The sequence below is a fragment of the Spirosoma flavum genome (genome assembly GCF_042686045.1).
Taxonomy (GTDB): Bacteria; Bacteroidota; Bacteroidia; order Cytophagales; family Spirosomataceae; genus Spirosoma; species Spirosoma flavum.
This window is the reverse complement of the sequence record NZ_JBHUOM010000008.1, coordinates 83,240-97,937: the sequence shown is the minus strand read 5'-3', so window position 1 is coordinate 97,937 and position 14,698 is coordinate 83,240. Positions and strand designations below refer to the sequence as shown.

9 protein-coding genes are annotated in these 14,698 nt (G+C 47.8%); 2 read left to right on the top strand and 7 right to left on the bottom strand.

Going from position 1 to position 14,698, the window contains the following annotated elements:
• The 7 genes from ACFS25_RS14530 to ACFS25_RS14500 form a co-directional block, all read right to left on the bottom strand.
• On the bottom strand, positions 1–574 hold a 574-nt coding region (locus ACFS25_RS14530), incomplete at its 3' end, for a hypothetical protein (RefSeq protein ID WP_381502109.1).
• Between the two features lie 916 nt (positions 575–1,490).
• A complete protein-coding gene (locus ACFS25_RS14525) occupies positions 1,491–2,624 on the bottom strand; it encodes a glycoside hydrolase family 26 protein (RefSeq protein ID WP_381502117.1) in 1,134 nt (377 codons plus the stop codon).
• Between the two features lie 135 nt (positions 2,625–2,759).
• Complete coding sequence (locus tag ACFS25_RS14520; RefSeq protein ID WP_381502107.1) at positions 2,760–3,866, bottom strand: IPT/TIG domain-containing protein; 1,107 nt, start codon at positions 3,864–3,866, stop codon at positions 2,760–2,762.
• A gap of 14 nt (positions 3,867–3,880) precedes the next feature.
• The gene (locus tag ACFS25_RS14515; RefSeq protein ID WP_381502104.1) at positions 3,881–5,476 is read right to left on the bottom strand and encodes a RagB/SusD family nutrient uptake outer membrane protein; all 1,596 of its coding nucleotides are present in this window, start codon (positions 5,474–5,476) and stop codon (positions 3,881–3,883) included.
• A 15-nt stretch (positions 5,477–5,491) separates the two neighbouring features.
• Positions 5,492–8,731: a SusC/RagA family TonB-linked outer membrane protein gene (locus ACFS25_RS14510; RefSeq protein ID WP_381502102.1), complete on the bottom strand. Its 3,240-nt coding sequence runs from the start codon at positions 8,729–8,731 to the stop codon at positions 5,492–5,494.
• Positions 8,732–8,850: 119 nt separating this feature from the next.
• Positions 8,851–10,605: a tetratricopeptide repeat-containing sensor histidine kinase gene (locus ACFS25_RS14505; RefSeq protein WP_381502099.1), complete on the bottom strand. Its 1,755-nt coding sequence runs from the start codon at positions 10,603–10,605 to the stop codon at positions 8,851–8,853.
• A gap of 111 nt (positions 10,606–10,716) precedes the next feature.
• Complete coding sequence (locus ACFS25_RS14500) at positions 10,717–11,358, bottom strand: response regulator (protein ID WP_381502097.1); 642 nt, start codon at positions 11,356–11,358, stop codon at positions 10,717–10,719.
• 565 nt (positions 11,359–11,923) lie between these two features.
• Here ACFS25_RS14500 and ACFS25_RS14495 point away from each other — a divergent pair.
• Both ACFS25_RS14495 and ACFS25_RS14490 read left to right on the top strand, forming a co-directional pair.
• Positions 11,924–12,913, top strand: coding sequence for an aldo/keto reductase (locus tag ACFS25_RS14495; RefSeq protein ID WP_381502094.1), 990 nt, complete (start codon positions 11,924–11,926; stop codon positions 12,911–12,913).
• Positions 12,914–13,301: 388 nt separating this feature from the next.
• Entirely contained in the window at positions 13,302–14,492 is a 1,191-nt protein-coding gene (locus ACFS25_RS14490; protein ID WP_381502091.1) for an MFS transporter, read from the top strand.
• Positions 14,493–14,698 lie beyond the last annotated feature (206 nt).

Sequence of the window (14,698 nt, the reverse complement as noted above, 5' to 3'; positions counted from 1 at the left end):
CGGCAGCCCCCCCGCGTCCGTTGGACAGCCACAGGGAGTAGGTGGTGCCGGGCTGCAGGGTCGCGGGCAGCTGGAGGCTGAGCTGGTAGGCATCGCTGGCGGGCAGGTTGATGGTGGCCTGCAGGGTGGGCCCGCCCCCCTGGGGCACGAGTTGGACCAGGGGGGTGGCCCCGCTCAGGAGCAGGTTGCGGCCGAAGACGCGCAGGGTGCCGCCGGGGGGTGCCTGGGGGGAGTCCAGGTGGAAGCCGGTGGCCTGGTTGATCAGGCTGGGGGGGCTGCGCTGGCCGGCATCCTCGATCCAGACCTGGAAGAGGTCCTGGCTGAGGGTGGTGGGGATGCGGGCGGTGAGGTGGTTGAGGGTCTGGGTGAGGATGGGCAGGGGGACGGGGGTGGTGCTGGTACCGGCCAGCAGGAAGGCGTTGGCGTTGGCGGTGAAGTTGCCCTGCAGGCTGATGGCCTGTCCGGGCAGGGTGGCGGGGGGGGCGTTGAAGATGCGGGGTTGGGCCAGGGCGGTGGGCCGGCCGGCGCCAGCCAAAAGCAGGCTAAGTACTACGTAAAATAGACGGTAGGTCATAAATTGAATTGTTGGTACACTGATACACTACTTAAATTGACAAGTAGGGTTACCTTAGATAAAGTCTATTTCAGACTTCACTTCAATAAAAAAACGCCCATAGCTGTGTCTCTATTTATGGGCGTTTTTATGTACAGATTGACACTTTTTGATAAAACCCTAAGGCAAATATAAATAAGCTACCGCTTAATAAATAAATTTTTTTTCCTCAATTGTTAAAAAAGTTATAATTCTGGAGATATACACACCTTTTCTAATACTATTTCAAGATTTAGTTTTAATTAGTAAATAGTACATGAATGAATTATGAATATTTTAATTTCATCTGATAGAACGAATAAATACATTATCACTGAACAATCCAGTAAAAACTGAATAGCGAATATGATCGGCTAAGAATCAGGCTGTACCTATGAACTGCCAATCGATGCGTCTAAGAGATGAAAACTATACGTTTAAAGACGTCGCTGGCATTGTCAAGATAAGTGAGATGAATCTAAATCGGGTGCTATGCGTCAGATCAGACGCTTATCAAAAGCAACGGAATAGCGGAGATATATTTAGCTAAAAGTCCTACTGAAGAGCTATATCGAACTGGATGGCTGATACATTGAGAAATGTGTTGGAGAACAAATTTCGACCCTCAGACGTACCCATATACTATATACAGACGAATTGTCACAACCATTTAGGTGGCCTAACACTTTTGATTTTCACCTAATCTTCTTGCTCTACCTCTCAACCCGTTTTAGATAATGGTTTAGTCCAGTGAGTTTAGCGAGGTTGTTACTGGTTTACCCACAACGGTATAGTTTAACGATTGAGCATCCTTCGCTTATCCACCTATTTTCTGTTAATCTTTCACGCTGGTCAATCTTTATGCTACATTTTTACTTAGCGGTATGGGTCGGTCTACTTAGAAAATGAGCCATTTCTTCCAACGGTACAAGTTGGGCAAATCGGTTTCAAACAGGGTATAAGGATCCTTGTAAAATCGCAGAAAGTCTGGTGCGCTGGCTTGCCCCGGATAGGGTGCGTAAAAATGCGTAGGACTTCGCTCATCGTTTCGCCAAACCAACACGTAGGCCAGTTTTAATTTTTCTGCCTTCAGAGATTTTAATAACGTATTCGTCCACCAGGTTGTATCAGGAATTGACTCAAGACCCGTTTCGGTAAAGGCCGCCAGCTTACCGGCTTTTTCGGCATGGTCCGATACAATCTTGAGTTTAGCAATACCGGCCTGAAGGTTATACCGGCCATTACGACCAAAGTCCGCGTAATTATCTACGCCTAGTACATCAACCCATGCGTCGCCAGGATAGCGGTCCAGATACTCCTCTTCGGTTTTAAATAAACAATCCGGCGAGAAGGTGTAAATGAAGTTATGTACCTGCAAACTATCCCGCAGATAGGAAACGGTGAAGCGCCAGAGTGCGATAAAATCGTCTCGCTTGCAATGAGGCTTCCCCCACCAAAACCAGCCGCCGTCAAACTCGTGATACGGACGGAAAAACATGGGGACCAGTTTACCATCTTTCCCCTTCACCGAGTTGGCCAGACTACCCAGTGTTTGCAGAATCGCTTTGTATTGCTCGTGGTGCGAGCCGCCCGGTATGATGCTGGCTACTGCCGGAGCCGAAACGGAATCTTTCCAGTTGAAACCCGTCTGCGGAGTTACCGGATTAGAAAAATGCCAGGCAACAGTGACCACCCCGCCCCGGTCATACGTATCAGCGATCTGTTTGCGAAGCGACAACTTTGTTCTTTCGATAGCCTCAGGCGAGCGGCCTGATAAACCACTAAAATCCACACCAATGACTGCCGGGTGCGATCCCGTTACCGATTTAACGTCCGAACGGCCCGCTTCGCCACTCCAACCATGACCATATTCGGTTGCATGCTGGTGTCCAAACAGAATATGCTTTCGGGCAAGTTTGTGTAGATTATGATACAGCGCTTTGGTTTCCTGAGTGGCTTTTGAGTCAATTAATTTTAGTCCGGGAGCCGCGTATCCGACCTGAATAGTGGCTAAACTAACAAGAAGACCCATTGACACAACAAATGAAAAAAAGGTATTCATAAAAACTTATTTGATAGTAAAATCAAGCAATTAGTATCCCCTATTGGTAACAGCAAAACACAAACGTCTCCCAATGTGGGAGACGTTTGTGTTTTACCGCCACTATTAATACAATCCCAAATCATCTACGTAGATCGTTTCAGGAGCGTTGCCGCTGAACTCCTGAAACACAATCTGCGATAGCGTACCCGTAGCGCCTAACGAACTTAACGGAACGGCGTAATCGGTCCAGACACCCGCATGTAAGACTAGTTGTACACCCCCGTCGTAGTTACCATTCACGACCAGTTTAACAATTTTACCTTCCGTTCCACTACCACCATACAGAGATAATTTAATACCAGTAGCACCCGTCAGGGGAACAGGACTCGCATCGTTACCAAGCTGGAAACCACCAAAACCCCCTGTATAGTCGTATTGCAGGGAACCCGCACCCCGTTTAATAACTCCCTTGGACGGTACTGTCGGAGTTCCGTTCCAGCCGCCCGAATACCAGCCAGTCGCTAAGGCATCGTCGAAGATGGCGGTCTTAAAACCAAACGGAATACTGTATGCAGCCGTCCCTCCCGGCGTTGTGACCGAAATTGCCGCTGTCGAGAGCGATGCGGGTACTTTGACCGTTAGCTGTGTTGCGGACTTGCCCGTAATCTCGGCGTTGACGGTCCCAAACCGGACAGCGGTAACGTTGTCGAAAATTGTTCCAGTGATGGTAATGACATCTCCTGATTGCCCCGCCAACTGATCAACTTTAGTAATAACCGGAGCGGGCTGCTGAATGGAAAATCCAAATTCCACCGAACCACCAGCCGTTACAACCCGTAGCTTGTTGCTGCCCGCAAATGGAGTCGTGGTCGGAATGGTAACAATTATTGTATTATTCGTTACCAGTACCGGGTTGAAATAAACACTTACATCGTTGAAATAAATGGCGGATGCCGATCCCAGGTTTTCTCCGATGATGGCATAGATACGCCCCGGCCTGCCTAATATGGTTGTCGAGTCAAACGCAACCGGCACGGTTCGGGTAGCCATATAGCTGGAATCAGCATTGTACTGCGCCGTGTACGTATATATGGAGTCTTTGCTAACAGTCCGGACGCGGGTAATAACTGGTGCTGGCGTGACATCGTCCTCTTTTTTACAGGATGTCAATCCACCGGCCAGTCCCACCAACCAGAAAAAGACAATACTATAGTTAAGTTTATTTTTCATGTTTCAATGCGCTATTATTTGAATGTATAAGGAACCGGTGCCTCAGTCAGTAACGGGTTGATAGCTGTTTCTGTCGATGGATACGGAAACAGAAACTTGTCGGTTCCGGGTGTGAACTTGGTCGAGTAAACAGCGGTTTTGTCGTCGCTGTAGGTGCCCCGCTCCTGCTGACTGATAATTGCGGTGGCTTTGGGGTGTGCAGAAACATTGAACCCATCAATCCGAGTCAGGTCAAACCAGTAATCGCCTTCAATGGCAAATTCCAGCCGTCGTTCCCGCAAAATGTCAGCTTGTGTAATCGACGTTTTAGGCGACAGTCCGGCCCGGCTTCGAATCATATTAAAGGGCGTTAAGGCAGCGGCACTGCTTGTAGTAGCTGCGCCAGCCAAAACGGCTTCTGCTTCGATGAGCAATACGTCAGCATACCGCATCAGGTACGTATTATTGCCCGTCGATTGAGCCGCGCCCAAACCACCGTTGTCGGCCCGACCACCCACTACGTATTTTTTGATACCTGCTTTTGTGTTCTGAGCGTTTACATCGGCGGGTACCGTATAGCCGCCCGCATCCGACCGGAGTTCAGGGTAAACATCACCGGCCAGCATAATGGTAGCTTTCCGACGTACGTCACCCGGTTCTTTGGCAAATTCACTTTGCAGGTCAATCGTGGGTCCGATTACACCGTAGCCATCACCCGTACCCGTAATCTGCGAGCTAATGGCAAACGAGGCCTGCATAGAATTGCCGTGACCGTATGCGCTGCCGCCCACCCACTGCAAAGCCGCAATAGATTCTTCGTTGTTATTATTCGCCGTTCTGAACAAATCACCAAAGCTTTTGCCCGCTACCTGAGTGCCGTAAAGTTTGAACTCACCGCTGTTGATTACCTTTTCGGCGTGTGTGCGAGCCTGCTCATAATTCTGCATATACAGATACACTTTTGCCAGCATGGCCGACGCCGAACCGCTGGAAACATGCCCGTTATCGACAGAATTACCGTTTCTTATTTTGGCCGTACAATTAGCTTCCGCAAAAGTAAAATCCCTGATTATCAGCGTATATACATCCGTTACGGGATTCGTATTAATTTTAGGGGTATACACATAATCGAGCGTGTTTTCGATGATAGGTATATTGCCCCACAACCTCACCAGATAGAAATAAGCCATTGCCCGCATAAAATGCGCTTCACCCAATGCATTGGTTACCACAGCTTTATCTACGGTGGCCGGAACGTGGGTAGGCAGGTTATTGATGATGGCATTGCTCTGGGCAACAACCGAAAACAAGGATTTCCAGGCGTTGGTTAGCTCGTTATTATCCGCTGTTACAGAGAAGTTCGAGAAGTTAATTACATCACCCGAATAGGTGCGGGCATTACCGCCCGATAGCTCGGTAATGGCCCAGAATGCCTTGTTATTGAAGTTGAACCAGGGCACATTATAGAGCGCGTTCGGGCTGGCTTTTACCTGCTCGGCTGTCTGGTAGTAACTGTCCAGTGTCAGCGCATCCTGTGGAGCCCGATCAAAGAATGAATCATTACAGCCGGAAAGCGTTATGCACGCTGCCGCAACCAGGGTTATAAGGTATTTATTATGCGTCGTTTTCATGAGTTGTCAATGAAGTTAAAATTCAGCGTTGACGCCAAACGTAAAGGTGCGGGACAGCGGATACCGGCCATTTTCCACATTCATTTGTAGCGAGTTCTGATTGAATGCGCCCACTTCCGGGTCATAGCCGGAGTATTTGGTGAACGTGTACAGGTTCTGAATGCTGCCATACACTTTCAAGCGATTGAGTTTGGCCCGTTTGATGAATGCCGCTGGTACGTTGTATCCCACGTTGATATTCTGAACCCGTAAGTAAGAGCCATCTTCAACGAAGCGGTCCGAAATAAAGAGGTTCGGGTTATCCGAGCCGCTTTTTGGAGCGGGAATATCAGTATTCGTATTGGTCGGGGTCCAGTAATTAGCCGCCGATGCAAACTGGTTATTGTATAGATTCGACAGCCCCCCCACGGTACGGCGGGTCAGGTTCAGAATTTTAGCGCCGTACGATCCCTGAAGAAAAAGGCTCACGTCAAAGGCCTTGTAGGAGAACGTGTTGGTAAAGCCAAACGTAAACTTAGGGTTCGGATTGCCGATCACCGTCCGGTCTCTCTCGTTGATAACACCATCGCCGTTGACATCTTCATACTGTACATCGCCCAGCCAGGTTCCGGCACTGGAATTCAGGACAGGACGACCAAACTGAACGGGTGCTGACGCCAGTTGCTCAACCGTATGGAATAGACCTTTCACTTTGTAGCCATAAAATTGCCCAATAGGCTGACCCACAACCGTGCGCGTTACGGGCACGTTCAGGAAACCCGTATAGACATTATTGATGATTTCGGTGAAATTTTCCGACAGTTCCTTCACCGTATTTTTGTAGTGCGAGAAAATCAGCGTCGTACTCCACTTGAAATCTTTCTTCACAATGTTTCGTGAGTTGATGGTCAGGTCAACACCCCGGTTTTGCATCTGACCCAAGTTGACATACGGTGACGAAATACCACCCAGATAATTGAAATCGCCAACCAGGTACGCAGGCAATGGCAGTTGATACAGGAAGTTTTTCGATACCTTGTTATACACGTCGAGCGTCGCCGTGATCCGGTTGTTCAGTACGCCCACATCAATCCCGGCATTAACCTGCGTATTACTTTCCCATTTCAGGTTTGGGTTAGCAATCCGGTCGGTCAGGAAACCCGTACCCAGTCCCGTTGTGGAAGCCGATAACGACGACCCGTACAAGTAATTAGAAATCTGTTGGTTACCAACGGCACCATAGCCGACCCGTAGTTTAAGATCGCTAATAGTCGGTATGTTTTTAAGAAACTGTTCTTCGGTCAGACGCCAAGAAGCCGCGAAAGAAGGGAAATACCCAACCTGCTGTCCCGGCGTAAACTTCGACGAACGGTCGGCCCGGATCGTAGCCGTCAGGCTGTACTTATCCTTGTACGAATAAATTGCCCGCCCGTAAACGGACTCCAGCGACTGGCTTCCTTTAAACTCATCATTGGTAGCAGTAGCCGCTTCGCCCAGATTCAGCGTCTGGAGCGTGTTGCTGTAAAAACCGGAACGGTAGCCAGAAAGACCACTCCAACTGGAACCCTGCACTTCATGCCCCAGCAAAGCGGTAAGGTGGTGATTCTGACCAAACGTATGCGTGTAAGTCAGGTAATTTTTCACAATCCAGAACTGGTTTTGCTGCCAGCGTTCATTGAGGGTGGCCGTTGGATTAATAAAGCGGCCCCAGGAGTAGGTCGGCACAAAATAGGTATTCTGCGAACTCCCTAAATCACCCCCAAATTCGGAACGTAATGTGAGGTCTTTCGAGAACTTAATATCATTGTAAATATTCCCATTTATGTTCGTTCGGGTGAGGTGGTTGGTCAGACTCAGCGCCTGCGCAACCGGGTTGATTACGCCCGAAACAGCATTGGGATCAGCGGGAGGCCCCGCAAAGGAACCGTCGGCATTACGAACCGCTACGTCTGGTGCCTGGAGCATAGACAGGTAAATAATTCCACTGGCATTGTCATTCAGCGTAACATTTTCGTTTGTACGACTTCCGGTTAGCGTCAAACCGATTTTGAACCAGTCTTTAACCTGACCATCAATATTACTGCGGAACGTAAACCGGTCGAATTTAGACCCTATTACTGTACCGTTCTGGCCCAGGTAACCACCCGAAACGTAGTAATTAACGCCATTATTTCCACCCGAAATAGATATCTGATGATTTTGCATCATCGCCTGATGGAATACTTCCCGCTGCCAATCCGTTCCTTTACCCAACAGGCTGGGGTCCGAAAACTCGACCCGTCGCTGCACACCGTACAGGTCGGCCAGATCGTTCTGAAGCTTCGCGTATTGAGGCAAATCCATCAGTTTGAGGTATTTCGATGGTGTCTGCACCCCAATATACCCATCATACCCAATTTTGGCGCTTCCACTCTTACCCCGTTTGGTGGTAATAATGATAACCCCATTGGCAGCCCGGTTACCATAAATAGCCGTTGCAGAAGCATCTTTCAGCACATCAATGGATTCGATATCATTGGGGTTAATCAGCGACAGGGGACTAACGCCACTCTGCCCACTGCCATTAAAGCTTTGCAAAGGCGACTGTCCGCTGGTACTCTGGTTATTGGCATCGCCCGAAATGGGCACACCGTCAATCACGTACAACGGTTCACTACTACCCGTCAATGAGGTAATTCCCCGGATTCGAACCGATGTGGAACTACCCGGCTGGCCGGAGTTATTAGTCACGGTTAAACCAGCCGCTTTGCCCTGCAATAACTGGTCGACGCTGGTCTGCGGTATGTTGGCAATATCGGACGCTTTAACACTAGAAACAGCTCCATTAACGTCCTGTCTCCGTTGGGTACCGTAGCCAATAACGACAACTTCATTGAGGACGCTGTTTGTAGTTTTCAGCCGTACATCGAAGGTTTGCCGGTTGCCAATGATGACTTCCTGCGTTTCCATTCCCACAAAAGAAACGACCAGTATCCTCCCTCCTGCCGGTATATTCAGTGAGAACTTCCCATCGGCGTCCGTTGTCGTTCCGACCTGCGTTCCCTTCACGGCCACTGTTGCACCCGGAAGTGTGCCGCCTTTATCGTCGTAAACGACCCCTCTAATCAGCGCTTTTACATCCGACTGAGCATTGTTAAGGTGGGGTTTAGCTTCTGTAGACATAGCCAGCACAAGTCGACTATTCTCTGGGGCTTTGCTTATATTGGTTCGGTTCTGAGCATAGAGACTTACCCAACTGCTCAGGACAAAATATCCCGAAAGCATATGCTTAATCATAAGAAAAAATTAATGGTTAACTTAAACAATAGACTTAATAGACAATCTTGAGGATAGTATCTCTGCTGGCTAACTGTCAGCTGGGGACAATAGGTATTAGACGGTGAGTGATGGAGTTTTCAGTAATTTAGCATTGGCAGAGAAATCATAACGGACGTACCCTTTTCGGCTTCGCTCTGCCACATAACCTGCCCACCTAGGTACGAAATGCGTGACTTGATGTTAGCAATGCCGTTTCCTTTTGGCACGGTATTCTCAAAATCACCTCCGCGCCCGTCATCATCGACACTGATTAGTGTGGTTTCGTCGCTGGCCATAATCTGTACGGTAACTTTATGAGCATCAGCATGTTTAAGTGCATTATTTAGCAGCTCCTGCACTACTCTGTAAATCATAACGGAGGCTTCATCACCCAAGGCCGGCACTTCGCCGTAATGCTCCAGAATCAACTTCGTCTGGTTGACCAGATTTAACTTCTGCACCAGATCTTCCACCGCTGGAATAAGCCCAAACGTAGACAGTGCGTAGGGTCGTAAGTTGCTGGCAATTAGTCGTGTCTCCGTACAGGCTTCATCCAGGAACTGGTTTAACGGTTCCTTTACCGATAAGGGTAACTGCTCCTGATGCGCTTCTACAAACAGTTTGATTCGGGATAGCTGAATACCCAGGCCATCGTGCAGATCGCGGGCAATACGACTCCGTTCACCTTCCTGCCCCTCAATCATGGCCCGTAGCGACTTCAATTCTAATTGCCGAATCTGTTGCTGAGCAATAACGGCCTGCTGACGGGCAATCAGTTTTTGCTGCCGTCGCAGGAATACCAGAGCGGCTACTCCTACGATGCTGATAATCAGAATACCCACCAACATCGAGTTCAAAAAGCGTTGACTCTGGCTTTGTTCTTCAGCCAGTTGTTTTTCAACTGCCAGCGTTTTAATTTGACTATCCAACTCCTGCAACCGAATACTCTTTGTCTGTTCGGACTCATAGAATTGATTGGCGAAATCAAGCGTTTTTAACGACCACTTATACGCTTGCTCATAATCACCCATGCGGGAATAGCTATCAGCAGAATGCTTGGATAACTCTCGCAGCATAGCCACGTTTTTTTCGGATTCAGCCAGTTTGTAGCTTTTTTGGTACGCTTCGATAGCGGCTATTGAGTGATCCCTGAATTGCTCGACAATACCCAGATAAAAGTAATTCAGCCCAATTAACCAACTGACATTAAGCCTCCTAGCAATAACCAGACTTCTAGTGGCGAAATACTGCGCCGAATCAGGCTTCTTAAACCGTGAATAGGTATTGGCCAATAAATTCAGGGCATACGCCTGCGAAAACGCCTGCTTATAAAAGGCACTCATGCGTTCAGTTTCGCGCAACTCCTTTACTAAATTTCCAGGTATAGGATCTCTTTTCTGAGCAATGTTTGCCAACCCCAATCGGCACTCAATAACTTTGGGCATGTTATGTGTCCGCTCGAAAAACTGACGTGCTTTTATCAGGTATTTTTCGGCATATACCTGCATGAAATAATCGTGCGTGTAATAATCACCAATCACTATGTGCTCATTATAATACCCCACAGAATCGCCCAATAGACTATAGTATTTCAGGCTATTGAAATAGGAGTCCATCGTGTATTTGTTGTAGCCATACAACTGATGATAAAGGCCGCCTAACTGTTCATAGGCTTTTGCCGCCTGACTCTGTTTGTTGTTCAGAACCAAGATCTTTATCTCTTTCTTGAGGCTGTCAATGGTTGCTGTCTGAGCCACGGCCCACTCCTGCTGACACCATACACTCATTCCTAGAAGCAGTAGAGCTCCCATGCCTGTTTTTCGAAGCAGAAAGAATGTAAAAGTGCGCGTCATGAGTTGGAGAAACGTAGATTTCTATTGGCTCTATAAGTTCTATAGAAAGCTATTGTTTAGAACTAAATGAGCAATAGACAAATAGTATTTACAGAAGCTACGGGATCAGGATTAGTTAATATATTGCATTTCCATAGCCGTCTTAATCAGTAAGGCCGTATTCGGAACACTGAATTTCATCAGCAAGCTACTCCGGTGAAATTCAACTGCTTTAGCGCTCACAAACAATTGTGTAGCCATCTGTTGGGTCGTTAGTCCCTGCGCAATAAGTATCAGCACTTCCGATTCGCGGGGTGTCAGGTTTGGCCTCACTCCTACCGTCGACTTCTTGGTCCTTGGTCCGTCGTTGAGCAGAATCTGCGTGATAGTCTCATTAAAATACTGCTTTCCATGATGAACCGTTTGTATGGCCTGCAGCAACTCCGTTTTGGTCGTATTTTTCAATAAATATCCCTTGGCTCCTTTCTTCACAACCCGCTTGATCAAGCTGGCATCGTCGTGCATCGTCAGCGCAATCACGTTTATCTTCGGATAAGTACGGGTGATATGCTCACAAAGGCCAAGGCCGTCACCAATTTGGGGAAACGAAATATCCAGTAAAATCACATCAACTACCGTCTGATTCAACTGCTCCAAAACCGATTGAACGGTATAACATCGCTCGGTGACTTCAATATCCGGCGCTCCCGAAATAAGTGACTCAATGCCTTCGACAAAAACATTGTGGTCATCTGCTATTAATACACGTATCATTTAAGCGTTTTCTGTAAATAGATTCAGAAGAAATAGGCAAATGTCTCTTACTACTAACAACTGACCTAATGAAAACGCCACTGATCGCTCATTTTCTTCATCAATAAATAGACTTTTGTTTAGCAAAAATAGGACTTATAGAACTAGTTATAGAATAGTGAAAACCCAACTTTGTAGAAATTTAGGGAAAACCCTATATAGGCCGAATGCGACCGGATGGTCCTTGAAATTGGGGTAAAGGGCATCAATAGCCGACTTTATTTTGCTCATGGTGGCAAAAAACAAGCAAGCTGCTAATAAAGTCGTAAGCCGACGTTGCGTAGAGTTGAATGGTTGGTTAACCAGCAAGTGATGGTGCCTGATGAGCAAGCTCATCAGGTAATTCTTTTCAGTCGGTCATTGCACTTAATTCAAGACGTTTTCAACAGTAAGCGAAACGAATAATTGTAAACCTATTTCCCTGACATACGTTTTAAAGTTGTCCAAAAGCCATTCATTTAATTTTGAGACTGCGTGTATTTTCAACCAAAATCAGGGTAATCAACTAAGTCAATCAATAAACAGGATGAAGTTCAGAACATTAGCTAACACAGACATCAACCTTTCGGCCCTCGGTCTAGGCTGTATGGGCATGTCCGATTTTTACGGCAATCGCAATGATGATGAATCCATTGCTACTATTCATGCTGCTCTGGATGCGGGGGTTAATCTGCTGGATACAGCCGATATGTACGGACCATACACCAACGAAGAACTTGTTGGACGAGCTATCTCAACACGACGCGATGAGGTCTTTCTGGCTACTAAGTTTGGCATTGTCCGCGACCCCAGCGATCCAACAAAACGCGGCATTAATGGCCGGCCAGAGTATGTTCGGGCTTCGTGCGAAGGCAGTTTGAAGCGGCTTGGCGTCGAGGTCATCGATTTATATTACCAGCATCGTGTTGACCCCAATACACCGATCGAAGAAACAATTGGCGAGATGAGTCGATTAGTTGAGGAAGGGAAAGTTCGGTTTATCGGCCTGTCTGAAGCGGGTGCCGACACCATTCGCCGGGCCAATGCCGTGCATCCGGTGGCCGCCGTACAATCGGAATATTCGCTTTGGAGCCGCGACATTGAAGATGACGTAATTCCCACCTTAAAAGAACTTGGCATTACCCTGGTGGCCTACAGTCCACTCGGACGGGGCTTTCTGACGGGACAGATCAAGAAATTTGATGATCTGGAATCGGACGATTATCGACGAAATTCACCTCGATTTCAGGGCGAGAATTTCGATAAAAATCTGGCTTTGGTCGGTCGGATCGAAGAACTAGCCATTCAGAAGGGGGCAAAAGCATCGCAACTAGCCCTGGCCTGGTTACTGGCGCAGGGCGACTTCGTGATACCCATCGTAGGGACCAAACGCCGGACCTACCTAGCGGAGAATCTGGGTGCCCTCGACCTGAAACTAACCCCGGAAGACCTACGCACCATCGACGAGATTGCTCCACATGGAGCGGCTGCTGGAACACGCTATCCTGAGCCGATGATGAAGTTGGTAAATGCCTAGGACTCAAAATCCTATACTTTTAGGTCTGTGCTACGAGAACACCAGGTAAAGCTATATCTGTTTAACAAAAGGGGCTTCGGAATCCGAAGCCCCTTTGCAAACTTAATAACAGTATTATTCAACAGTATTACATAGTTAGACAAAGAAGTTAGCCAAACGGTCACCTAGAATAAGAAAAAAACTACTTGATTTTTTTGCAATAATTACCCTAATACAGGTTGGGCATATCAACACGACTAGTACCACCTTTGGGATGGCTCAGGCGATGATCTTTTTAGCTCCGTGATAATTATACCTGCCAAGAATTTCTTGCAAGTGCTACTCAAATTCATCGGCCCGAAAAGGCATAGGGGAGTCGCTGGATAGGCTAGAATGTTTACCTTTGGGGATGCTGGTTTCTTCTGGTAGCAAGGTTCAACTGCTGGTCATTGTCTTTGCTCAATTTGCCGGTACCTCTCTGTGGTTTGCCGGTAACGCTATCCTGCCTGAACTGCAATCTCTGTTAAAGACTACGGGGCTTACTAGTTGGATTACCTCGTCGGTTCAAATTGGTTTTATCGCTGGAACGCTGCTGTATGCTCTTTTTGCCATACCAGACCGCTTTCGATCAACCCATGTCTTTCTGGTATCCGTGGTATTGGCAGCCCTGGTTAATCTGGCCTGGCTAGTGCTGCCACTGCAAGCAGGAACACTTTTAGCCAGTCGATTCATGACCGGTTTCTTTCTGGCAGGCGTTTATCCTGTTGGAATGAAGATTGCCGCCGACCGGTTTAAAACCGGACTAGGACAGGCAATGGGATTTCTGGTTGGGGCTTTAGTGCTAGGCACTGCATTTCCCTACCTGATACGGGGGTTGGGGGCAAGTGTACCATTTCGCACCTTACTGCTCTCCGTTAGTCTATTAGCCATCAGTGGGGGCGTTTTACTGACCGCCGTTGTGCCGACGAAACCCATACTAACCAGAGGCCATTTGTTTAACGTTCAGGCGCTGCTTTCGCTGGGGAAACCTTCGGCCTTCCGACCCGCTATGCTCGGGTATTTTGGCCACATGTGGGAGCTATACACATTTTGGGCTTTTTTGCCAACCTTACTAAGTTACTACCAGCAGCAACACCCTGCCATATACATTATGAATTCGCTCTGGGCTTTTGGGGCCATAGCTGCGGGAGCCCTTGGATGTGTTGGTGGAGGCTATCTCGCTCTACGGATTGGTAGCCCCCGTGTGGCTCGGTATTTACTGCTGACTTCCGGTTTATGTATTATGCTTACGCCAGTAATGCTGGCTGCACCGCCCTTTCTGTTTGGTTTGTTTCTACTGGTATGGGGCGCTAGCGCTGCTGGCGATTCCCCGCAGTTTTCAACGCTGGTTGCCAGCCATACCGCAGTTGACAATCGGGGAAGCATTTTAACGCTGGTTACCTGTTTTGGCTTTTTATTGACGGTGCTGTCTATCCAATTGATGGCCTGGCTGGTCGCTCACGTTGGTGTCTCAGGCTGGTTATTTTATAGTCTGCTTCCCGGTCCCATACTCGGACTTTGGGCGATGAGCCGTAATCGTCACATTTCCCGTATCGGGTAATGCTTTAGAATGTGTTGTGGGATTGAAAGCAAAGCATCGTATCACTTTTGAAAACACAACTGGTAACAAGATCAAAACTCTGAAATCTTTCCTGGCTGTTTTTCTAAAAATAGTCTCCTGCATCAATCAGGTGATAATGTTTAGAGGGCATTAAGCTGATAAAATAGATTCTTCTCTCAACGGATAGATTCATATGCCAAACAACC